Consider the following 24,854-nt stretch of genomic DNA (forward strand, 5'->3'; position numbering starts at 1 on the left):
ACCAGAGCGGATACCTTACCATTAAGGACTATAAACCACGCCGAGGCACATTCCTGCTCGACTTCCCCAACAATGAAGTGAAGAAAGGATTTGTATCTCTGGTGGCTTCTGACTATTTCAAGCCCCAACGGGAAAATGTAAACAGTTGGATACAAGACCTTATCGATGCGCTGGAGGAAGGTGATACAGACAAGCTGCATAAGCTGTTCACCTCCTTCCTTGCCGACATCCCCTACACCATGCGTCGCAAGCAGGACGAGAGGGAAAGGGAGCGTTATTTCCACTATACGTTCTACCTGATATTCCGCCTGGTCAGCGTCTACACGGTCTATACCGAAAAGGAACAGAGCGAAGGACGGGTGGACTGCATCGTAGAGACACCCGATTACGTCTACATTTTCGAGTTCAAACTGGACGGTTCGGCAGATGAAGCCCTAAAGCAGATAGAGGAAAAAGGCTACGCACGCCCCTACGCTTCCGACAGGCGGCCTGTATATAAAATAGGTGTAAGCTTCTCCTCGCAGACCGGGACCATTGACGACTGGAAGATTCAAGGCTAATCTTCCAGACGGAACGCTGCCATTAACTGTTTTGAATTTATCGTCCAAAGTATACACGAAAACGGATACATCAAGACTAGAAAAACTTTTTATAGAAATTCAAAACTAATTTCCTGATTAAATTTATTCCACAAACATTCCATGTAGGGGCGTATCGCATACGCCCGAATGCGTTCACTTATCCACGCGGATGTCTTTAGGGCGTATGCGATATGTCCCTACAGTCAATTAGGCAAAATGCGGTATTCATTTTAAATTTCGTAAGCATTCGAGTCAATAACTTACCGACTACTGCCTTTCCGGGTAGAATCATAGCAAGGCGCAGGCGGTTGCGGAAGCCTGCGGATATAGGTGGGTCGGCAAAAACATATAGGTCCATCTGCTGTAAGATTATTAATCTTCAGGCTGCAAGATTATTAATCTTACAAGCGGAAGATTATTAATCTTACACCAGACGAAGTTTTCTGCGTGTCTTTTCCTGATTTTACTAGACACTTTTTCTTTTGATAAACTAATTCAGTAGACACTTCCTTCACTTGTGGTACTGTATAAGTAGACACTCTCCTGAAAGCTGTGCTTTTTTAGTTGCCTGATACCCCGGACATGCAGAGCCCGGCCTTGTTGTTTGGCAAAACCGGATGCCCTTCGATAGGGCATTCGATTTTTGGTCAGGTACTCCGGCATACGCTTTCGCCCTGCCCTGTCGTCTGGCTTTGCAATGATACGTCATTATTTTCATTTTTGGACGCTTTTGGGTCATATATTTTCTTCTTCCACATCTTTTTTTGTTCTCCCCGCTCCAAATGCACAAGAGCCGGGACTTTGTAACCGACACTCATGTGCGGCCGGCGGTAGTTGTAGAAATGGATATATCTGCCGATGACGCTGCGGGCATGTTCCATATCGTTGAAATGCCGCTGGTTGTAGATACGCTCCACTTTTATAATCCCATTGGCACGCTCGGCTATGGCGTTGTCCGTAGGGTTGTAGTCCTCAGTCATGCTGACGGCGATGCCATGGGCCTGCAGCATGGCCACATAATCGTCACAACAATACTGCACGCCACGGTCGGAGTGGTGGATCAGCCCTTCCAAGTTTTCGTCCCCCTTCATGTCCACCGCCTGGCTGATAGCCTGTTTCAAAGCCTGCATGGTGATGGCGGCACGAAGCGTGTCGGCGAGCACCCAGCCCACTATCTTGCGCGAATAGGCATCGGTTATCAGATGCAGGTAGCACACGTTCCCGTTGGCGAGGTCTATATATGTAATGTCAGCCACCCATATTTGGTTGGCTGCCGTAGGGACAACCCCTTTCACCAGATTCTTCCATTTGTGGTAGCGGTGGTTGGAGTTTGTCGTATGGCGGACTTTACGAGGGGGAAGCATCAGATGATGACGACGCAAGAGCGCGTAGAAACTGTCACGTCCGGGCATGAAACCGGAACCGAACAGGGCACAAAGCATGATCCAAAGCTTGTAACCGCCGATGCCGGGGTCTTCCCCGCGGATTTCCCGCACGTTTGTCTTTTGCTGATTATGGAGATACATTTATTTTGCTAAATTGGGAAAACGAACAAATGCCTTTTTTTGAAAATAAAGACATCGCTTACTTGTCATTTTCAGTAGAAGACCTCAACGAACTGGGATATAATCCACTATGCGAAACACTTGTTCCTGGAAGCAGCCACTTCGCCCTTTTATGGTTTTACCGCTTTCACCCTCATTATGAATATTATTGGAATATCGAATATGATGTGGAATTTACGGGAAACTGGCGATTGCTATTTGACGCATTTTATGATAAGAAAGCTGATTTCATTGCCAGTCACATTGAATATTTCAACGAAAATCTCCATTGGTATTGGTGGAATAGTTATCAAGGAACAACCCTGCATGTCCCTTTGCAAAAACGAATCCGCTCTTTCAATCCTATCTACCGCATATCAAGACAAGCCCTGAGCTTTATGCATTCTTTTCAAAAAGCCGGCAATTGCGGACACTATGAGCTTTTGCTTCCTACCGCATTACATTATTCAGGCTTTTCTCTCTTGGATTTTGGAGGAAAAGGTCAATTTACATTAAGAGGATACGAAGAACGGTTCTATTACGTTGACGCTTGTCCTGAAGCACCATTTCATTTAGGGACAATGCGTCATAAACCGAACTTTAAATATGATGCGTTATTAAATATTCAGAATAAATTATTTCATCCAGTCAAACGTGGGTCAGACAAATATTATGATATTTTGTAACGCTTACTTTAGATTCTTCTTTCTATATTTAGCTACCAACTCACAAATTCAGGTTGTTAATGATTGCTAAAAGCATACGGTTGCAATGACAATTACAAAAAAAAACTATATTCGCAATACAATTTTAACTATTATGGTCATGGAAAAGAAAAAATTAAAGAAAATTCAACTGATTGAAGAACCTAAGAGTGAGGAACTTTTACGTGCGGAACTTGAAGAAGCATTAGGGGGATGGAATTGTGGAACTTATAACGATGGATGGCTTTTTTAATGATGCACTATATAATAAAAGCGCAACAGTAGAAACTTTTTAAACATTTATTGCCATGAAGCAGGTTATCGAATATTCTTTTCTCATAAAGTGGAAACTATGCATTTTGTTTTTTCTCCTTCCTTCATTGGCCTTTGCTAAGGACAATGTAACGGTTACAGGGAAAGTATTGGAAAGCCAAGGTTTTCATAATCCTGTTCCTTTTGCTACAATCAGGGTTTTAAAAGCGGCCGATAGTACCGTTGTCGCCATAGTAAGTGCCGACATGTACGTATACGACCAATACGTAGAAGGAGCAAATAATCAGAAAAGATATACGGGAGAGTTCAGCATCGAATTGCCAAAAGAAGAAGGAAAATACATTTTTTCCATTAGTTCTATCGGCTACCAGCCTGCCTTTATGAATGTAGACCTGACCCAACTCGGCAAGCGTGAATACCTGTTCCAATTGGGGAGCATTTACTTGGCTATGGCTTCCCAGCAGTTGGGTGAAGTGACGGTAAAAGCCTCGAAAGTGAAATTCTATAACAAAGGAGATACCTTGGTATATAATGCCGATGCCTTCAAGCTGACGGAAGGCAGCATGCTCGATGCGTTGATTCAACAAATGCCCGGCGTGGAACTGAAAGATGACGGAGGTATCTACGTGGACGGCAAATATGTAGACGAACTGCTGCTGAACGGCAGACGCTTCTTTGATAACAACAAGCAACTGATGCTCCAGAACTTGGCCGCTTATACCGTAAAGAACATCGAAGTGTATAACAAACGGGGTATGGCAAGCGAATTGGCGGGAACGGATTTAGGAGACAGCCAATACGTGATGGACGTGAAGCTGAAAAAAGAATTCATGGCCGGAACCAGCCTGAATGTGGAAGGAGGATATGGAAGCGAAGACCGCTATTTAGGCAGGCTTTTTGCCATGATGTTCACACCTAAGGGGCAGTATGCAGCCTATTTCAATATCAATAACCTGAACGACAGCCGCAAACCCGGACAGCAGACAAGCTGGACTCCAGAGAAAATGCCCACCGGAGTAAGAAAGACCATTTCGGGAGGCTTCGATTACAATGTCAAGACGTTAGATAACCGTTGGGAAGTGAACGGAAGTATCAACGGCGAAACCTCCCGTGAGGCAGACGGTACGGATGTGGTACGTAACAACTACCTGGTCACAGGCTCTACGTATGATTACCAGTTCAACCGCTCGCGGAACAAGTCGTGGTCACTGGACACCAAGCACAAAATCTATTATAAAACACCCAAAGGATACGGCATTGCCGCCGAACCGTTCTTCAACTACCGGAATTGGGACAATTACAGCGAAGATATCAATGCCACTTTCAATGAATCGTTTAACAACGTAACGACCGATTTCATCCGGCATATCTACGATGGAAACAGCAACGGTGCATTAAAAAGTCTGATAAACCGTAACCTGACGTTGAACAGGCAGGACGGGCATGCTTTATCCGCAGGAACGAATCTTTGGCAAGGTATCCGGATGCCTGGAACCAATGACCTGTTGGTGGTAAATCTGATAGGGAAATACAATAACCGTCATGACGAGCGTTTCAACCGGTATGAAATCAATTACGGGCAAGATGTCGTTCCCGCGCAAACTGTCAACAGGTACTTCAAGAACTATCCCGATTTCAATTCCAACTTAGCTGCGGAAGTCAGCTATTCGCGGACATTGGCAAGGGGCATGGCGTTGACCCTTTCTTACCGCTATGACCGGCTCTATCAAAAAGCGGCTTCCGATCTCTTCTTATTGGAATCACTTGAATCGGCAGACGATTTCCTGTTTGGGAAGATGCCTTCTGTCTTCGATTATGAGGCTTTGTTGGACCGGAATAATAGTTACTTGCGTCGGGAAACGGACAATAACCATCGGATAACCGTAGGATACAGTTATTCTACGCAAAATCTCCATATTCAATATAACTTGCCTGTCACGTTTACGAACCAGCAATTGGATTACGAACGAGGAAAGACGGATACGGCTTTTACCCGCAAATCGGTGGTGTTCGATATAGGAGAAACATTATTGGAGTGGCGTAAGGGTAGCCATAGCCTCCGTTGGGCATGGGGACTGAAAAGCCAGACTCCGGACTTGGTGACGATGGTCAGCTTTACGGATGATACAGACCCACTCTATATCACAAGAGGAAATCCGGACTTGAAAAACGCACTGCAGTTCAACACCCGTCTCCAATACCAGTTGGCAAACAGGGAAACACGAAGCCGTATGCGGATAGAAGGACGCTACTCGGTATTGTCCAATGCCCTGTCGCAAGGCTATACTTACGACACCCGAACGGGTATCCGCGAAGCAAGCTATTACAATGTGAACGGAAACTGGAATGCGGGAGGAAGCATCAGCTATGCACGACCCATAGGCAAAAGCCTGCTTATAGGTAACCAATTTGCCGCTCGACATGCCACGAACGTTGACTTGGTAGGGCAAGACTCTCCACGGCTTACCCGAAGCAAGGTCTACAATTGGAACTTTTCCGATGAGTTTATGGCGGAATACCGTTTCGGCAAACATCAAATGGGATTGAACGTAACTGCCCAACACGACCGTTTCACCTCTAACCGGACAGACTTTTCTCAACAGAACACGTGGACGGTACAATCTGGACTGAATGCCGTGTTCGAGCTTCCAGCCAACTTCCAACTGGCTACGGATTTCACGGTTTACAACCGGAGAGGATATACTGACGCACGGCTCAATACCGACAACTTCGTATGGAACGCCCGCCTGACTTACCGTGTCTTGAAAGGCAAGCTGTTGCTGATGTTAGACGGTTATGACATCCTGCATGATTTAAGCAACGTATCCTATACCATCAATGCACAGGCAAGGACAGAAACCTACCGTACGGTATTGCCCCGTTACGTGATGTTCCATGTGCAATGGCAGTTCAATAGCCAGCCGAAAGGGAAGAAATAAAGAGGAGAATAATTAAGATGTTTCGAAAATTTCGTCTTATACGACAACACGATTCTATGCAATGCGGTGCTGCATGTCTTGCCATGATTTGTTGTTATTATGGAAAAGTGTTGTCGTTGGAAGAAACAGAAGCATTTTGTCCAATAAGTAAACGTGGCGTTTCTTTATTAGGCATTTCCGAGGGAGGACAAGATTTAGGTTTCCATACTCGTGCGGCACGGTTTACAGTTAAACAGATTTGTGAGATAGGAGCTCCTTGTATTTTATAGTAGAACAAAATTGATTTGCGAAAAAATTCTTGATGTATTGTCATCCTGAACGAACGTGAAGGATCTCGTAGACATCCACGTGGGCGCATCCGAGATGCTTCACTTCGTTACCAATGACGAATTTACAATTTGTCATAATCGAATGGATTTTCCGCAGGAAATAGGCACTCAGCATGACAAATGATTTTTCGCATTTTATTTCTGATTGACTATAACAACCAGTTTTTAAATCATCTGAGTATGATAAAATACAGTTTTGTAATGCGTACCGAACGGGACGGAGACAACATGTTGGAACTGTGGTATCAATAGAATGCACAAATTCATGCTGCACACATTATAATATTCTTTCATCAAAAATGCTTAGTTCTTTACTATTTATGCTTAGTTTTTATGCTTACTATTGCTTGTAAGACTTGTATGCAGTTTTTTCAGGTGAGCTTCTAGAAAGCGATATTGATGAATTTCTTTCTTTTTTGACTAATTTTTCTATTTTATTTTTTAAATTAAACTATTATATTTGCGCCATTCGATTAAGTAAAAAACACTTAATGGGATAAATAAGTATTTATATAATAAATATGTTTAACTTAAATCTGAAAAACAAATGAGAGATTCGTTTATCAACAATCGAAAAGCCTTGTTTGCTTTACTGGTGTGTGCAGGTTTTATTGCTGGTCATCCTTTGACGGCAATGGCTGAACCGGCTGCTGCCGTAAGCCAACAGCAAACGAACGAAGTGAGCGGTATCGTTCGGGACGCAACAGGAGAAGCTGTCATCGGTGCAAGTGTAGTAGAAAAAGGTACAAATAATGGTATCATTACCGATTTGGACGGAAAGTTTACTTTGAAAGTAAAAAGCGGCGCTGTATTGGAAATATCTTTTATAGGATATAAGACACAGACCGTAGAGGCTGTTCCGGGCAAAACACTTCAAATCACGTTGCAGGAAGATTCTGAAACATTGGAAGAAGTGGTGGTAGTAGGTTACGGTTCGATGCGCAAGAAAGACTTGACCGGTTCGGTGGTGCAAATTAATCCGACCAAGCTTGCCGACCAGAACCCGAATACCGTGCAGGATGTATTGCGCGGCACACCGGGTCTGCAAATCGGCTATGATGCTTCGGCAAAGAGTAGCCCAAGTATCCAGTTGCGTGGACAGAACTCATTGGGTACCAATGCCAGCCCGATGATTGTATTGGACGGTATGCCGTTTTATGGCGAACTTTCGGAAATCAATCCGGATGATATCGGTCAGATCGATGTGTTGAAGGATGCTTCTTCGGCTGCTATCTACGGTGCACAGGCAGCGGCAGGTGTCATCATTATCACTACCAAGAAAGGTAAAATAGGCAAACCGGTTATCAATGTCAGTGCCAACCTTGCCGTTAATAAAAAGTCGGCTTACCGTGACTATTTTGATGCGGCCGGTTACTTGAAATACCATCAGGATTATCGTAAGATGGTCAATACGTATGGTCAGGGAGAGGACGGACTTTATGGGTATTACCAAGCAAAAGACGAAAACGACAACCTGCTTTATCCACAAGGATATTATGATGACCCTCGCCTGATGAGTGATGCAGACCAACAGGCTTGGATGATGAATACGGGTGTGAGTGGTATCGGTCCGACTACGGGAGAGTCGGCACTGAGTCTTTTTGCCCGCCGTTTGGAATTCAATAATTCTCCGTTGGTATTGCAGAATTTCTTGAACGGACAGGTTACAGACTGGAATGACGCTACGTTCCGCACCGGTTTGAATCAGGATTATAATGCCAGCATTTCGGGGGCTACCGAAAGAGTAAATTATTATATGTCGCTTGGTTATATGAAAAATGAAGGTGCCGTAAGAGGTAATGACTATGATGCTTACCGTGCCAACATGAAAGTAAACGCCAAGATTACCGACTGGCTGGAAATCGGTGCCAACGTCAACTTCCAGGACCGTTCGGACGGTGATATGCAGGTCTCTTTAGGAAGCAATTATTGGGACAACAACATGCTTCGCAACTCTCCATACGCTTCGATGTATGATGAAGAAACTGGTGGATACGAGCAATATCCGATGTCTGGGTTGCCTACCAATGGCGGATATAACTATTATTTCGACCGCCAGTACTATGATTTGGAAAAAGGGTATACCGTATTGAATACCATCTTCAATGCCAAAGTGACTCTTCCGTTCGGCATTACTTACCAATTCAATATTGCGCCCCGTTACCAGTGGTTCTATAACCGCTACTGGATGTCGGCAGACTTACCAAACGCATCAGCTCCCAGTCGGGGTGTTGACCGAGAATGGAGCAAGAACTTCGACTGGAACCTGAACAACACCCTGACATGGGATAAGACATTCGGTGACCATCATGTGACGTTGACCTTGGTACAGGAAGCCGAAGAGCACCGCTACTGGCAAGACCGTATCGAAGCACGCAATATCACACCGAGTGATGCACTTGGTTTCCATTATACTTCTGGTGCCAACAAGACACAGAGTAACTTCAGTACCAACGATACGCATTACACAGCAGCTTCTTATCTGGGACGTCTGTTCTATAGCTACAAAGACCGTTACATGATTACCGGTTCGTTCCGCCGGGATGGATATGCAGGTTTCGGTGCCAACAATCCTTGGGGTAACTTCGGTTCGGTAGGTGCCAGCTGGATTTTTACGGAAGAAAAATTCATGGAAGATACGAAAGAATGGTGGGACATGGGTAAGCTCCGTCTTTCCTGGGGTACCAACGGTAACCGTGAATTTGGAGATGTATATTCTACATTGGCAAACCTTGCCCTGGCTGGCGGTGAAATGGTGTATTACCAAAACGGTAATTCGAATGTTGTAAATCCGCTTTATATGAGCCGTCTGGCTGCGCCCAATCTGGAATGGGAGAAAACAAAGGCATGGAACGTCGGACTTGACCTTTCGTTCTTTGGAGGCCGGCTGACTGCCAACATGGATTACTATTTTAAGAAAACTACGGATATGATTATGAGCCAACGCCTGCCAAGTTTCTCCGGGTTCGGCAGCATTATGGCAAACTTGGGTGAAGTGCAGAACCAAGGTTTCGAAATCGCCGTCAATTCTACAAACATCGAAAACGACAAGTTCGTTTGGAACACTTCGGTAGGTTTCTCCATCAACAAGAATAAGATTAACCACTTGTATTATGACTATGACGAGAATGGCAACGAACTTAGCGATACATCCAATGGCTGGTATATCGGACAGCCTATCGGTACCATCTGGTATTATGAAACCGACGGTGTATGGCAGAATACGCCCGAAGACATTGCCGCCGCGGCTTTGGTGGGTCAGAAACCTGGTGACCCGAAAGTAATCAACCACTATACGGAAGACGACCAGATAGCGGAAGACGGTACCCGTATCCCGGTGTACAACGATAACGATAAGGTATATTTGGGCACTACCGCTCCTCCTATTTACTGGAATTTCCGCAACGACTTTACCCTGTGGAAAGACCTGACTCTCTCTATCTCATTTTATTCGTACATGGGTCATAAGAGTACGAGCGGCAATTGGCTGAATATCGATAACGGCGGTTCGCAGGTAACCAATGGCTTCAATATGCCGGAAAAGGAATATTGGACTCCGGAAAACCCGACCAATGACTATTGCCGCCTGAATGCAGCAGGTCCGAATACGGGTCTGGCAAGTGGTGTCGATAAACTTTATAACCGTAGTTTTGTACGTTTGGATGACATCACCATCGGTTATACCATTCCGAAGAAATGGACCCGCAAGTTCATGGTAGACCGTATCCGTGTAACGGCAAGCTGCAAGAACGTCTGCACTATCAGCGGATGGGAATATGGTGATCCGGAAACAGGTGGTCTGGCTACACGTACCTTTAACTTTGGTATCAATGTAACACTTTAATCTTTAAATGGAAAACAGTTATGAAAAAAAGAAATTCGATATTTGCAAAGGGATGTATGGTGCTGGCATCTGCCGCCCTGCTGAACACCGGATGCTCTGACGACTTTTTGGCACAAGACCCGTTGTCGTTCTACAATCCGGAAAATACTTATACGACGGAATCCGGTCTGCAAGCCGCTATGGCGATGTGTGACTATGGGCTGAAAGAAATGCTGATGGACGGGAATGGTAATGTTTTGCCGATGGCCTCGCTTTATTTTATGACTGATATTGGTCTGTATGCAAAGACTGATGCAGGTGATATGCAGGATGATTTTGCCAATAAAATCACCCCGACATCGGGTATGAAAGGCGGTGGGGACGAAAACGCCATGCAACGTTTTTGGGACCGTACGTGGAACAGTGTGACTTTTGCCAATACCATCATTTCAAATGTAGATAATGTGGAAGGATTGGATCCGACCCTGCGTGACGAATATTTAGGGCGCGCCTATTTCCATCGTGCGTATGCTTACTATCACGGTGTATTGTTGTTTGGCGATATACCTTTGATTACCAAATTGATTGAGGTGCCTAAACAAAACTATAAGTCGACCAGCAAGGAAGCCATCTTCCAGATGTTGGTACACGACCTGGAATTTGCCGTAGAGCACGTGCCGCCACAGAGCGAAATCGGTTATATTGGTACCGTCAACCAGGAAGCCTGCATGCAATTGCTTATCAAGTGCTACTTGGTGGTAGGTGAATACCAGAAGGCAGAACAGATGGCTACGGACCTGATTGACAATCATGGTCTGCAACTGATGACCGAATCTTTTGGCACCAATGTACCTTCGGGCAATCCGGATACTTGGCCGGTAGAACGGAATGTGATGTGGGATTTGCATCGTGGCGTGAACATTACAGATGCTTCCAACAAAGAACTGATTATGCCTATCCTGAATTATTATGCAGAAGGTTTTATCTCTTATCCGCTTATGCGTGCCATGTGTGTACATTGGAGTAATGGTATCATCAGAGACCCGCATAACCTTGGCTCGCCAACTTACAATTATGCACGTAATGCAGGTGAATATGATTCACAGTTGGATTGGGTACGTGCTATGGGACGTGGCATCGGATGTTTCCGTACTTCTTACCATTATAACCAGACCATTTGGAACTATGATGGCGAAACGGACTGGCAGGATTTGCGCCATAACCGTCAGGTAGGTAACTGGATTGAAATGACCGACCTGAAATACAATAATCCCGAATCGGACTTCTATGGTCAAAACATGATGCTTTATGCGCCTGAAGATTATATTGACTCGATAAGTGGTGAAGTAATCGTAAGAAAAGGTGACTTGCTTTGTTCAGATACCATCCGCAGTTGGTTCCCTACTCCTTTGTATAAAGTCTATATACTCGACCAAAGCGCAGAAGAGAATATGGGTGCCAACCAGTTTAACGGTGCGACAAATGGTAATACCACTTCGAATGGCAATTTATATTTGTTCCGTCTGGCAGAAACTTACCTGCTCCGTGCAGAAGCTAAGTTTTATCAGGGACGTGCAGCTGAAGCGGCTGAAGATGTAAATATCATCCGTCAGCGTGCCCATGCACAGAAGATGTTCACTACCGTTACCATTGGTGACATTGCCGATGAACGTGCCCGTGAACTTTATCTGGAAGAATGGCGTCAGCCAGAGCTGACCCGTATCTCGTGGTGCCTTGCCCGCAGCGGACAACCGGATGAATGGGGTGAGACTTACGACCTCAACACTTGGGACAAACAGAGCGGAACTGACCTGAACGGTGGAAGTTACTGGTACAAACGTTGTACACGCTACAACATCTTTAATCACGGTACGATTGTTTCAGGTAGGGAATTGAATTACCGGGTAGACAAACGTAACTTGTTCTGGCCTGTCCCGAACTCGGCTATTACTGCCAACATTGGTGCTCCGTTGCGTCAAAACTACGGTTATGACGGTTATGACGATTCGGTTCCGATGTTTACCAACTGGGAAGAGGCGGTTGCCGATGAAGAAACGACAAATTAAACAGTTTCTCAAAATATCAATATCACAACGAGTTTTCAGTAGGTAAAATGTGGGGCAATCACTGGTCTTTTTCAATCGGTTGGTTGTCCCGCATCTTTGTGATAATCATGCGATTCAGGTGTGCTTTTTTATGGATACTCCGCAAACTTGGATAATACACATTTTGTACAGAAATCGGTTTATTATGATAAGACGTATCGTTGCACTTATATTACTGTCTGGGCTAATAGGTTCGTTGTCAGTTTCGGCTCAGCGTGAATTTACATTCAAACGCTTGAATGCTGCCAATGGCATATCGAGCAATTACGTGGTCGATCTGGCGCAAGACAAAGCAGGTAATATCTGGATTGCTTCCGAATCGGGACTAAGCCGGTTCGATGGAAGCCAGTTTACACAATATAATACTTCCAATTCGGACATAACCAGCAATGAACTGAATGCCATTTACTACAATGCATACGATAATACGCTTTGGGTAGGGACCCAACGCGACGGATTGTGTGTATTTGACTGCCTGCAGCAACGGTTTACGCATTTCTATGATGCCAATAACATGATAACCAATGACGTGACCAATATCGTTCCTGCTACCGATGGAGGATTATGGATTGTACACTATCATTTGGGAGTAGATTATTATGATAATCGGAAACAGTCTTTTACATCTTTTCGCACCAAAGATGTAAAGGGATTGGAAGGCAATTTCTGGTGCGCAGCCGATAATGGGAAAGGTCAGTTGCTGGTAGGACAACATGCAGATGGGTTGAGTGTGATTGACCTGAAAACACGTACTTGTAAAAACTACCGTCACAATCCGGATGACCCGAACAGCCTGCCGGGCAATACGGTGAAATGTATCTATATTGATAAGGGGAAAAACATTTGGGTAGGCACCACGCAAGGGCTTGCCTTGTTTAACATGGAACAGGAACGTTTCATTTCGTTCCGTCACGATGAGAATAACCCGCATTCGCTTATCTCCAACCAAATCAATAGCATAGGGGAAGACTTGGACGGGAATATCTGGATTTGTACTCATATGGGGGGTGTCAGCATGCTGAATATGCATGCCAACACCTTTACTTCGCCCGAGAATATGACATTTTGCAACATTGGTGTGACCGGTGACTTGCATGGACTTTCTTCACCCAATGCCAGTTGTTTCCTGCAAGACTGCTTCGGGAATATCTGGATTGGAAATTATCGGGGAGGGCTGGATTTCCTGAGTTATAAGCGTCCCGATTTCCAGATGCTGGCGTTTGATACTTCCCGCGACGGAAAGGCGGTTGGCAAACAGGTCTGGGGAATTGCCTTTGATAATCGTGGCAGGCTTTGGGTTGGAGGCGAAAACGAAGTGGCTATATTTCAGAATCGCAGCCTTTGGAAGGTAATCCCGCTGGAAAAAGGAATCATGCCTTATACGCATGTATCTGTTATTTATAAAGACAGGAGCGGAATGCTGTGGTTCGGCATGTACCGTGACGGAGTGTTGAGGTGTGACCCGAATACAGGTATGGTTACGCGTATACCGATAAATGAGCCTTATGCCGAGATATGTACTTTTTACGAAGATGCTGACAAGCTTTGGATAGGCACTCAAAACGGATTGTTCTCGTGCCAGAATGATAAAATCCGGCGGGAGGACCGTATCAACGGGCAGCTTGTTGACCCTATGGTGCATGGCATTTTAAGAGACCGGCAAGGAAAACTTTGGGTAGGTACTTTCGGAAAGGGCTTTTTCATATTTAATGCTGAAAATAAACTGGTAAAGCGGATAGATACCTCCGGCGGACTGACTTCTAATGCCGTAAATTATCTTTATCAGGCTTCTGAGGGGGATATATGGGCTGCTACGCGTGGCGGATTGGTACATATTACCGATACAAAGACTTACAGCTTTCAAGTATTCGGTACCTCCCAGGGATTGCCGGACAACAATGTAAGAAGCATCATAGAAGATGATGCAGGACAAATCTGGTTAAGTACGAATAAGGGAATCTCGGTGTGGAAAAACGACAGGGGGCAATTCTGTAACTATACTTACACGCAAGGGGTGCCCCAGGGTGATTTTATGGATGGTGCTGTGGGCAAAGATAAGGATGGAAATCTTTATTTCGGTTCACAGAACGGCATTTGCTATTTCCATCCGTCCTTGATTGAAGACAATGAACAAATCGCTTCTATCAAGATAACGGGCGTACGAAGCTATGGCGACAATGCCCAAAACGAACAAAACGCTACTTTTGAACCCATTGAAGACAATGAAGTGAGAATTCCTTATAACAGCAATACCCTCACTCTGTCGTTTAATGTGATGGACTTTACCCAAAGCCAGCAGGTGGAATATGCTTACCTGATGGAAGGGCTTAACAAAACATGGTTTGAGACACATAGCCAGAACAGCATTACATTCCATAGCCTCTTGCCTGGTGAATATGTGTTTAAAGTTAAGGCGCGTCTTCCCAATCAACCTTTTGGAGATGATTTTGCTGCGGTGAAGATTGTGGTAACTCCTCCGTTCTGGCTGACCTGGTATGCCAAGTTATTATATGTTGTTCTTGTGGGGTGTTTCTGTTATTGGCTGATGCGTTCATACAAGCGGAAACTTACTCTTGAGAGCAGGCTCAGCCTGGAGCATCATCAGCATGAAAATGACAAGAAGCTGAATAACGAACGATTGCGGTTTTATACCAACATAACCCATGAGCTGCGTACACCACTTACACTGATTCTCGGGCCGCTGGAAGACTTGCTTGCCGACAAGACGCTTCCGGCTGGAGTTGTCAATAAAATCAGTATTATTCACGATAATGCCAACCGTCTTTTGAATCTTATCAATCAGATTCTGGAATTCCGGAAAACGGAAACAGAGAACCGGAAGTTGAAAGTGGCACAGGATGATTTGGGCAAACTGGTCCAGGAAATAGGCATCAAGTATAAAGAATTGAATCGTAATCCGAATGTCGGCATCAATATCCGGATTACGGCTGACAATACAGTGATTTATTATGATAGTGAAATTATCACAATTATTATAGATAACTTGATGTCGAACGCTTTGAAATATACTCCTAAAGGAGAAATTACTTTGTCACTCGATGCAAGCGAGGAAAACGGTGTGCGCTATACGGAGATTACGGTGGCTGATACCGGGCATGGCATTTCGAAGGAATCACTGAATCATATATTCGAACGTTATTACCAAGGAGAGGGAAAATACCAGGCTTCCGGCTCGGGTATTGGGCTTTCGCTCGTCAAGTCGCTTGCTGATTTACATCAGGCAACTGTCGATGTACAAAGTGAAGTGGATAAAGGAAGCCGGTTTACCCTCAGGCTGTTGACCGAAAACACGTATCCTAATACCAGTCATCGAAGTATCGTGACCCGAAACAGAAACGAACAGACAGAGTTGGCGGATGCACGAAGTGAGACAAAACCCATTATTCTGCTGGTAGAAGACAACCGGGATATCTGTGAATACATCCGCAGTTCGTTTGGTGAGAAATATGAGGTGTTGGTTGCTAACGATGGAAAAGAGGGATGGGATATTGCTTCGAACCGGATACCCAATATCATTGTGTCTGACATTATGATGCCGGTGATGGATGGCATCGAGCTTTGTAAGGCAGTGAAAGAAGATATGCGTACCAGCCATATACCGGTTATTTTGCTGACGGCAAAAGATACGATTCAGGATAAAGAGGAAGGATATGCAGCCGGTGCCGATTCATTTATCACCAAACCGTTTAGCGCCCGTTTGCTCAACAGCCGTATAGACAATATCCTGGATAACCGTAAGAAACTGGCAAAGGTTATCATTGCTGGATTGAAAACAGAAGATGAACCGGAAAATGCTGGAGAATCAGAACAAAAGCTGAGTAATCTGGATAAAGAGTTTCTGCAAAAAGTTACGGCTATCGTGGAAGAACACTTGAATATGGAAAAAATGGATTTGGCTTTCATTGCGGATAAGATGTGTATGAGCCATTCTACTCTTTATCGGAAAATCAAAGGTCTGACCGAAATGTCTGCCAATGAATTTGTCCGCAAAATCAAGATACGGAAAAGTCTGGAACTTATCAGTGATGGAGGATATTCCATCGCTGAAATAGCAGATTTGACCGGATTTAGTAGTGTGGCTTATTTCCGTCAATGCTTCAAGGACGAATATGGAGTGACTCCTACCGAATACTTAAAGCAGGACAAGAGATAAAACCGTTTCAGAAAGCCGGCATTTAGCCATCAATGAGTTAAAAGGGAGTTAGAAATATTGGCTCTAACTCCCTATAATTCCTGATTCACATGATTCAGGTTTTGCAGGTTAATGGCGGTTGAGCAATTATAAATAATCGGGAATCTGGCTCAATTTCATGCTGTTGGAACCTTTTATTAAAATGGTGTATCCTTCGGGCTTTTCCTGCTTCAAGGTTTCGATAAGTTGGTATACATCTTGATAATGTTCGTATCCGGAAGGTATAGCCGCAAATTCAGGACCCACCAGTACGATTCGCTCGAAAGGACATGTCTTTAAATAGGTTATTACTTTTTGATGTTCCTCAATACTGGATTTGCCCAACTCTTTCATATCGCCCAAAATAACCATCCTGTGGGGAACCTGCATCTGCCGGAAATTTTCCAGTGCAGCGTGCATGCTGGTAGGGTTGGCATTATAGGCATCAATGATGAGGCGGTTTGAAGCGGTTTCTTTCAGTTCTGAACGGTTGTTTTGGGGAAGATAAGAGGCGATAGCCTTGCAAATATCTGTATCGGGAACTCCGAAATAACGTCCTATTGCTACTGCTGCCAATGCATTGTCCAGGTTATAGCTACCTATTAAATGGGTTTGTACTTCGTGTGAAATACCTTCCGATGTCCAGCAGAAGGAAAGATACGGAGAACACCCTGTTGTCTTTCCGCTTACAAACAGACCTGGGGCCTGTCCGTAACGTATGCAATGCAGTTGGCTGGCAATGTTGTTCAGATAAGGGTTCTCGTTTTGGATGAAGATGGTCGACCCGCTTTTCCCGCGTAAATAATCGTATAATTCTCCTTTTGTACGGATAACCCCTTCGAATGAGCCAAACCCCAATAAATGTGCCTTGCCTACATTGGTAATCAGTCCGTAGTCGGGTTCGGCTATATGTACCAAGGTCTTGATTTCTCCCGGATGATTGGCTCCCATCTCTACTACTGCCATTTCATGTTGGGGAGTAAGGCGCAATAAAGTCAGCGGAACTCCGATATGATTGTTCAGGTTTCCTTGAGTGAACAGGGTGTTGTATTTGCAACTCAGTACAGCAGATACCAATTCCTTGGTTGTGGTCTTTCCGTTTGTTCCGGTGATACCGAGTATCGGCGTTTTGAGTTGACGGCGGTGGTAGGTAGCCAAGCGTTGCAAGGTTGTCAGGCAATTGTCTACCAGGATACAATGTTCGCCTGCATATTCCGGTTCGTCTACTACGGCATAGCGGCACCCTTGTGCCAATGCCTGCGCTGCAAAGGCATTGCCGTTGAATGTTTCTCCTTTCAGGGCTACGAACATACTTCCTTGTGGGCAATGACGGCTGTCTGTCGTAATTCCTTTGCATGTCAGAAAAAGGCTATACAATTCTTCCAGTTCCATTTTTCTTTGTAATTAGATAATTTGATATCCGCATTTAGTCCAATTTGCTGTAGGAGCGTATTGCGGATATTCATTTAGATAATGTGGGCACAAATATATACATAATGAATGGGAAATAGGCAAGAACATTAAGAAACTGTTTCGGATTTCCATAAAAAATGTTCTTGGCGTGGTGTCTGATGGAACGCAGCTTCTAACTCTTGAATCGAATAAAAATAAATGAAGATTCATAAACAGCCAATGTAGGGACGTATCGCATACGCCCGAATGCACCAACTTATCCATGTAGAGCTTTTTCAGAGCGTATGCGATATGCCCCCTGCAATCAATTTGAAAATATTCCTTTTACTCTTGTTTGTATCAATTCATTTATATATATTTGTGATATTAAAATAATATCAACTTTAATGTTATGTTTATGGAAACAAAAGAAATGATTTTCAAAGGATTCAGGCTGAATGGATTTGCAATGTTATTCGTGCATCTGATTATCGTAAGTGCTGCTATTGTAGGCTGTTTTGTACAGGTATCCGAAGCGGGATATGCTATCGGCGTATTGCTTTTCCTTGTATGGTGTGTGCTGTTTGCCGGTTATATGCAATTGGAGCCTAATGAAGCGCGTGCTATGGTGTTTTTCGGTAAATATAAAGGTACGTTTAAAGAAACCGGATTTTTCTGGGTCAATCCGTTTCTTGCCAAGAAAAAACTCTCGCTCCGTGCACGTAATCTCGATGTGGAACCCATTAAGGTCAATGATAAGATAGGGAATCCCATTCTTATCGGACTGGTGCTGGTATGGAAGCTGAAGGATACGTACAAGGCTATGTTTGAAATTGATTCGCAAACGATGGCGGCAAGTGGAAAAGAAGCTGCAGCCAATGCCGGCAATGCCATAGCCGGACGGATGAATGCTTTTGAGAATTTTGTGAAAATACAGAGTGATGCTGCATTGCGTCAGGTGGCGGGACAATATGCTTATGATGACAATGAAGGCGAGACAGGTGAACTGACTCTTCGTTCGGGAGGAGATGAAATCAACGAACAATTGGAACAGAAACTGAACGAACGGCTTGCAATGGCGGGTATGGAGGTTGTGGAAGCACGTATCAATTACCTTGCATATGCACCCGAAATTGCTGCCGTAATGCTTCGTCGCCAACAGGCTTCGGCAATTATCAGCGCACGCGAGAAGATAGTAGAAGGTGCTGTATCAATGGTTCATATGGCACTCGACAAGTTGGAAAAAGACCAGATAGTAGAACTGGACGATGACAAGAAGGCCGCTATGGTGAGTAATTTGCTGGTAGTGCTTTGTGCCGATGAGTCTGCCCAACCTGTTCTGAATACGGGTACGTTGAATCATTAATCCTATGGCAAAGAAAGAGAGTACAACCAAAAGTTTCGTCTTGAGATTGGATGCGGATACAATGGAGGCTGTCGAGAAATGGGCTGCCGATGAGTTTCGTAGTACCAACGGGCAACTTCAGTGGATTATTACCGAAGCGTTGCGGAAGAGCGGCAGGTTGAAAAAAAGAAAACGTAGTGTGCAGCAGGAAGAAAATACAGCATCCGGAACCGCTGAGATATAGAAACTGTTTCAGTCTTCCTAAACATTAGAGATGATGTGCAATCGTCTCTACTATGATAAAGGGGACATGCCATGTCCGTAGGCATGCCCCTTTCAGACTTGTGCATATAGTTGCCTTCGCCGTTCATTCTAAGTGCAAATACACCTTCAGCGTATTGACGTACTCCTCAAAAGCGGCCCTTCCTTCGGGGGTGATGCGGCATGTGGTGCGTGGGCGTTTCCCTTCAAAGCCTTTTTCGATGGTGATATAACTTGCTCCCGCCAGCTTGTCGAGCTGTACGCTCAAATTGCCGGCGGTGGATTCGGTCTTCTCTTTCAGGTATACAAAGTCTGCCTCCTCTTTTACCATCAGGATAGACATCACGCCAAGTCTTAGCTGGGAATGCAGCAACGGATTCAGTTCTTTCGGCATAGCTTCTTGGCTTTACGGTTAATGATATGTCCGGGGATAATCATCATCAAGATAAAACAAAGGATGTACAAAGGTATCGCCCAAGTGATATAAATCGGTATGTCGCAGATGGCGCAGCTTGCCACGACTCCTCCCGCGGCTATACTGAACAACCCTCCGAATGTCAGACTTTGTTCACGGATGATAATCCCTTGCGCTATGCTTCCGAATCCGATAATGATGAAAGCGTATGCAAACATCAGTACCCAGCAGTTGTATCCGCAAAACATAAAAGCCATGCAAATAGCTGCAAACAAGCAGGCAATAATGCCTACGCTCTTCCAGATTCCGGCGGAAACCTTATCAACGTAGCTGGACGAATGTGGCTTTACGTTGGCTTCTTTCCTTTTTTGTTTTTGCGTAACCCCATACCCGATGAGGGGAATCAGGAACCAAAGCCAGTTGACTTGTGGGGTTTGAACCCATAAAAGCAGGGCATAGACAAGTATAGCCGTGCATACCGACACATATCCCCATAGTAACAACATATTCCCGTCGCCTACTTCCAATTTGTTTTTCGTCTCCTGAATCATGCGTGTGATGATTTCCAGGCTTTCTTTTTCGTTTAATGTCTTTTCTTCCATAGTCTTAATAAAATGGTTTATGTTATAAACTTTATGCGGAAAAATAAAAGCAAGAAAACGAGGACTTGCTTTTGCTTGCAAATATAAAACGGTTTCATCAATCTGCCAAACGGTTCCGCTGGGAAAATTTGCCTTTTTCCACTTCCGTCTTTTTCGCTTGTTTCCCTTTTCCGAAGTTCCATGCGATTCCTATTTTCCATGTCCTCCCTTGCGAAGCTGTGTGGATATGTATGTCTCTCTCGTAGTCTTCCGTATGGCATGCATAGCCGGAAGAACGGTCGAACAGATTGTCTATGCCCAGCGTGAGTATCCATTTCCCTTGATTGAATTTTTTCTGCAAGCGGATGTCTGCCGTGTGATAGGGATTGATTTCGCTATTCCCCGAATGTAAGCGTGAAGTTCCGCTGTATTTCATTTCAAGTGAAAGATCCCAAGGCAGGAAGCATTCGGCTTGGGCGCGGATGAAATAAAGCCAATGGCTTTGCCGTTCCTCTTCGGGATTCATATAGATGTCTTGCCTGGATCCGATAAAGTTGGCGGTAAGGTTTAGCCAGCCTGTGGGTTGCCAAGGAGCGGAAATTGCAACGAACCAATGATTTTCCCGATGGTGGTTTTCGTAAGTGACGTATGCGATGTCCGGATTTGCTTCGTCTTGCTTGGTAAACTCGCGAATCAGGTTTTTATGCAGATTGCCTCCTATGGTTAAGGTGTAGCGGTATTTGTAGATTAGCGTCAGGCTGAAGCGGTTGATGTAAGTAGGCTTCAGCCAAGGGTTTCCTATCTGGTAGCTATAGTCGGAGGTTTGTGTCCGGTTCGGGTTTAGTGCCGCGAATGCCGGGCGTTCGATGTACTTGCCATATTGTCCTGCCAGCATCCAGTGTTGGAGAGGATCGAACGCATAGCTGACATCCATGTGCGGAAACCAGTCGAAATACCGTTGGTTTACGTTATTTTCCCGGTTAGAGGTATGGGTATATTCCAACCGGAGTCCGGCTTTTACCGACCATTTCCTTCGGGTAAATGTGTATTGTGCATACCAGGCGGCTATCTGTTCCCGGTAATCCCGTGTGTAACCGAAATCGGGCAGGGGCGTCCACGTGGTTCCGCTACGGAATCCTTCGTATGCCGAAGTGTTATCGGTATAGGTTTGTGTGTATTTGGCACCTGTTTGGAAAGATTTGCTATTCCATGACACATCTGCGTTGATAATCCGGTAATCGGCTTTTGTTTGCGACCGGTATAAAGTATCCTTTTTGTAATCCTCGGCTTGGCGCAGGATGTTGTAGCGGTTTTTTCCTTTTGCATGTTTGCCGGTATAGTCTGCCAATATTTTTAATGTCGAACAGGAATGTGACAGGCGGTGCTGGTAGCTGAAATTAACGGATGTCATGTCGTAATCAGATTTTTGGTGGTAATTCCCATGGCTATAGACCGTTTCATGTCTGTTGCTTATTGCGTCACGGCTATGCGACGGGTTATCGGATGAATGGCGGAAGTATTCCACTTCCAGTCCGAACGTATTCAGCGTGTCGGGCGAGAAGATGATGCCCGAGCGGAACGTCTCATAATCTGATGTTTGCTTTCGTGCTCCTGTGCTTTGAAACTGTTTGCCTGTTTGGCGATAGATGCGGTCTTCGTTCCAATCGCTTGCATCTTCCGGTTTCCAGGTTATGGAAGCGGAAGCGTACCAGTCCCATTTGTCCCAATGTGCATGCCAACTTCCGTTAGGCTGATATTGCTGGGCGGAATGTTCTGTTGTGGACATCAGCGAGAAATGCCCTTGCCAACCTTTCTGCTTGGGTTTTCTTAACAGGATATAGACAGCACCGCCTTGAGCGTTTGCATCTTTTTCAGCTCCGGAGAAGGGAAGTATCTCGATGCGCTGGATGTCTGCTGATTGCAAGGATTGCAGGCGGAAGTACAGAAGTTCTCCTTCCAGCCTCACTTCCTGTCCGTTGATATAGACTTTGGCTCCAGACGCTCCGTTGATGGAAATCCCTTTGTCGGAAAGCCATACACCGGGTGCTTCTTTCAACAATTCAATTCCGTTTTTTCCCGAGGATGGTGTCACTTGCATGATAAACCGGTCGGCATTCCGCTTGATTTTACTGCTTCTCACCGTTATCTCTGGCAGGTCGTAGGTTTTCAATGTAGCATGGATGCTGTCCGTCAATGCCTGTGGGGCGATAGGCATCGCATGTAGAAGTGCAATGCCTCCTGTATATAATAGGTAGAGAAAGACCAGGCGTTTCATCGTTCTAAAGGATTATCGAAATAAAACAATTTCAACTTACATGCATCTTCTTTTTTCTTCGGATGATGCTTTTCCCGTGCAAAACCTTCTACAGGTTTTCCCTGTTCGTCTGTATCTATTTGCCAATTCTCGTTTTCATCGTGAAAGACAGAAATGGTAAAGTGCTCCCAAGTCACTTCTTCTATTGTGATGGTCACCTCTCCCTTTTGTGCTTTTGCCATTCCGTAAACAGGTTTGTTTTGTCCGTCCGCTTGAAGCATGACCAAGATATTCCCGTTATCATTGCGGATATTGCCGATGGAGATAGAAAATCCTTTGGCTGAAGCAGATACAGACAAGCTTAACAGCGCGATTATAAAGCAGATTGTTTTCATAATTATTTATTGTTTTAAGTTGATAAATAAGTTTATGGCATAAACCAAATACGTTAAATAAAAGCAAGAGTGCGCGCTTTCCCTTGCTTTTGTTTTGCAAATATAGAATAGTTTATTTTATAAACCAATAAAAGGAAATAATTTAACTTCTTTTTTTATTAGAGTCTTGCTTACATTATTTTATATGAACATCGGTATTTAGAAGAAACTGTTTTGAATTTCTACAAATAGTTTTTTGGGTTTGATGTGTTCGTTTCATGTGTTCACATGACTGCCTTGTTTGTAAGATTATTAATCTTCATGCCGAAAGATTATTAATCTTCACGCTGTAAGATTATTAATCTTACAAACGGTGCAGCTATATTGTGGTAGAACTGTTCGATTTTATCGAACGGGATTTTTCGCTGAATTAACGTGAGTGTGCTTTCTCGCCGTGGACAAGCAATACGGCATTGCGGATTTCACCGGCGTACGTCAGAATCGGCATGTTGAGGAACGAAAGTGAAGAAGTCTGATTCCATCCACTGTTCGAGTTGAGCGAACGTTTGTGGTAGCCGCGTTTGGTTTTGTAGTAAGTCTTGCTGTGGTCTACCTTGTCGCTCTGTGGGAATACTTTGTCCCACGTTTGTGTTAAAGTCAGTTTTTCTTCTATAAAGCTATTAGAATTGATGGGATTATTCATAAGGCTGGAGGTGGCAAATAAGCCTGCCAGCAGGGTTGTATAAAGTCTTTTCAGTGGATGTTTCATGGTTAAGGCCTGCTTGGGTTTGTAGTGTCAATGACGTTATAGCGCAACCAGGCGGAGTTTTCACCGATGCGTTCCATACTTTTCAGTTTCAGAAGGGTGGTGGGGTAATTTTTATCATCAATGCCATCGAATACGGCGGTCATTCCTTTCCTTCCATCGATTCCGGCACCGATTACCAGGCTTACTTCGTCCAGCAGTCCGGCTTTCAGAAAGGCTCCGTTGATGTGTCCTCCTCCTACGATGGCAAGACGTTCTACGCCAAAATGTTCATTCAGCATCTTTACGGCTTGGGTCAAGTCAACTTTTTCTTTTCCGGTTGTTATCCACGAAATGTTTTGTCTGCATAAGGTGTCAAGATAGGTTTGCGCCACTTGTTCACTTGCGATGACGAGCATTGGTTTTCCGTCAATATTGTTGCCAGGCCATTTCAGCTTGCCTTTCGAGTCGAGTACGATGGAATATCCTTTTGCTTCTGTTGCCTTGTAAAACGAAGATTGGTTTGCCGGTTTCGGATTGTCGGTGTGAGAAGGTTCGGGTAAGGCAATGTGCATGGCCGCCGTTATACGTCCTGATAAATCGGAGTCGCAAGCCAGTTGCTCCAGTGCTTCGTAATATTCGTTTCCGCCAATGCGTTCCGTCATATCGCAGTCAATGCGTCCGTCTATGGATGCCATCATGTGGCAAATGATGTAAGGTTTCATGATGTTGATTCATTTTTTATGATTACAAAGACAAAGATAGGGCAGAACTTATTTAGTCTGATTGCTGAAAGGCTCAATTTATATTGTTGAAAAGTTCAAAATGAAAGATATGCTTTTTATAATATGATTGTCCGCATTTCACTAATAAGAAGTTATTTCAGGGAGTTAAAGGGAGTTAGAAGCCAATGCATTTACTAATGGAAATCCTAACAGAACTATTGTCCTTTAACTCCTGTGGGCGAAGCGAGCATAACTTCTTCTAACTCCTTTCA

At 44.5% G+C, this 24,854-nt stretch carries 16 protein-coding genes and 1 pseudogene; 9 read left to right on the plus strand and 8 right to left on the minus strand.

Translation table 11 applies throughout. The annotated features are described in order from the left end of the window. Positions 1-560: PD-(D/E)XK nuclease domain-containing protein (locus tag B5F71_RS06095; protein WP_206423825.1), on the plus strand; the 560-nt coding region annotated here is incomplete at its 5' end. Positions 561-1,228: 668 nt separating this feature from the next. On the opposite strand, the gene B5F71_RS06100 is transcribed toward B5F71_RS06095, so the two are convergent. Beyond that, complete coding sequence (locus B5F71_RS06100; RefSeq protein ID WP_087208504.1) at positions 1,229-2,107, minus strand: IS3 family transposase; 879 nt, start codon at positions 2,105-2,107, stop codon at positions 1,229-1,231. Between the two features lie 29 nt (positions 2,108-2,136). On the opposite strand from B5F71_RS06100, the gene B5F71_RS06105 reads away from it, so the two are divergent. The 6 genes from B5F71_RS06105 (at position 2,137) to B5F71_RS06135 (ending at position 16,472) form a co-directional block, all read left to right on the plus strand. After that, entirely contained in the window at positions 2,137-2,811 is a 675-nt protein-coding gene (locus B5F71_RS06105; RefSeq protein ID WP_087208506.1) for a DUF3405 domain-containing protein, read from the plus strand. Positions 2,812-2,896: 85 nt separating this feature from the next. Further along, on the plus strand, positions 2,897-3,082 hold the full coding sequence (locus B5F71_RS20160; protein ID WP_087208508.1) for a hypothetical protein: 186 nt from the start codon (positions 2,897-2,899) through the stop codon (positions 3,080-3,082). A 55-nt stretch (positions 3,083-3,137) separates the two neighbouring features. Next, a complete protein-coding gene (locus B5F71_RS06115; RefSeq protein WP_087208510.1) occupies positions 3,138-6,041 on the plus strand; it encodes a hypothetical protein in 2,904 nt (967 codons plus the stop codon). 876 nt (positions 6,042-6,917) lie between these two features. Then, on the plus strand, positions 6,918-10,214 hold the full coding sequence (locus tag B5F71_RS06125) for a SusC/RagA family TonB-linked outer membrane protein (protein ID WP_087208514.1): 3,297 nt from the start codon (positions 6,918-6,920) through the stop codon (positions 10,212-10,214). A 20-nt stretch (positions 10,215-10,234) separates the two neighbouring features. After that, complete coding sequence (locus B5F71_RS06130) at positions 10,235-12,259, plus strand: RagB/SusD family nutrient uptake outer membrane protein (RefSeq protein WP_087208515.1); 2,025 nt, start codon at positions 10,235-10,237, stop codon at positions 12,257-12,259. A gap of 184 nt (positions 12,260-12,443) precedes the next feature. Next, a complete protein-coding gene (locus B5F71_RS06135; protein ID WP_087208517.1) occupies positions 12,444-16,472 on the plus strand; it encodes a hybrid sensor histidine kinase/response regulator transcription factor in 4,029 nt (1,342 codons plus the stop codon). Between the two features lie 126 nt (positions 16,473-16,598). Here the strand turns inward: B5F71_RS06135 and murF are convergent, their stop codons facing one another. Then, the gene (gene murF / locus B5F71_RS06140; protein ID WP_022039106.1) at positions 16,599-17,882 is read right to left on the minus strand and encodes a UDP-N-acetylmuramoyl-tripeptide--D-alanyl-D-alanine ligase; all 1,284 of its coding nucleotides are present in this window, start codon (positions 17,880-17,882) and stop codon (positions 16,599-16,601) included. A 418-nt stretch (positions 17,883-18,300) separates the two neighbouring features. On the opposite strand from murF, the gene B5F71_RS06145 reads away from it, so the two are divergent. Both B5F71_RS06145 and B5F71_RS06150 read left to right on the plus strand, forming a co-directional pair. Beyond that, positions 18,301-19,248 carry an SPFH domain-containing protein gene (locus B5F71_RS06145; RefSeq protein ID WP_087208547.1) on the plus strand — a complete coding sequence of 316 codons (948 nt, stop codon included), beginning with the start codon at positions 18,301-18,303 and terminating at the stop codon, positions 19,246-19,248. A 4-nt stretch (positions 19,249-19,252) separates the two neighbouring features. After that, positions 19,253-19,471, plus strand: a complete 219-nt coding sequence (locus B5F71_RS06150; protein ID WP_087208519.1) for an Arc family DNA-binding protein — start codon at positions 19,253-19,255, stop codon at positions 19,469-19,471. A 123-nt stretch (positions 19,472-19,594) separates the two neighbouring features. On the opposite strand, the gene B5F71_RS06155 is transcribed toward B5F71_RS06150, so the two are convergent. The 6 genes and pseudogenes from B5F71_RS06155 to B5F71_RS06180 form a co-directional block, all read right to left on the minus strand. Next, on the minus strand, positions 19,595-19,882 hold the full coding sequence (locus tag B5F71_RS06155; protein ID WP_087208521.1) for a transcriptional regulator: 288 nt from the start codon (positions 19,880-19,882) through the stop codon (positions 19,595-19,597). Then, positions 19,867-20,505 carry a hypothetical protein gene (locus tag B5F71_RS06160; protein ID WP_022039110.1) on the minus strand — a complete coding sequence of 213 codons (639 nt, stop codon included), beginning with the start codon at positions 20,503-20,505 and terminating at the stop codon, positions 19,867-19,869. Before B5F71_RS06160 ends, B5F71_RS06155 begins: the two co-directional genes overlap by 16 nt. 97 nt (positions 20,506-20,602) lie before the next feature. Beyond that, entirely contained in the window at positions 20,603-22,759 is a 2,157-nt protein-coding gene (locus tag B5F71_RS06165) for an outer membrane beta-barrel family protein (protein ID WP_087208525.1), read from the minus strand. Next, positions 22,756-23,133 carry a DUF2141 domain-containing protein gene (locus B5F71_RS06170; RefSeq protein WP_225226387.1) on the minus strand — a complete coding sequence of 126 codons (378 nt, stop codon included), beginning with the start codon at positions 23,131-23,133 and terminating at the stop codon, positions 22,756-22,758. Before B5F71_RS06170 ends, B5F71_RS06165 begins: the two co-directional genes overlap by 4 nt. Before the next feature lie 409 nt (positions 23,134-23,542). Further along, a pseudogene (locus tag B5F71_RS20975) lies at positions 23,543-23,707 on the minus strand (alpha/beta hydrolase); the annotation flags it as partial. Between the two features lie 176 nt (positions 23,708-23,883). Continuing rightward, a complete protein-coding gene (locus B5F71_RS06180) occupies positions 23,884-24,582 on the minus strand; it encodes a dihydrofolate reductase family protein (RefSeq protein WP_162609932.1) in 699 nt (232 codons plus the stop codon). Between the last annotated feature and the right edge of the window lie 272 nt (positions 24,583-24,854).

The organism is Bacteroides sp. An269, from assembly GCF_002159755.1.
Classification (GTDB): Bacteria; Bacteroidota; Bacteroidia; order Bacteroidales; family Bacteroidaceae; genus Phocaeicola; species Phocaeicola intestinalis.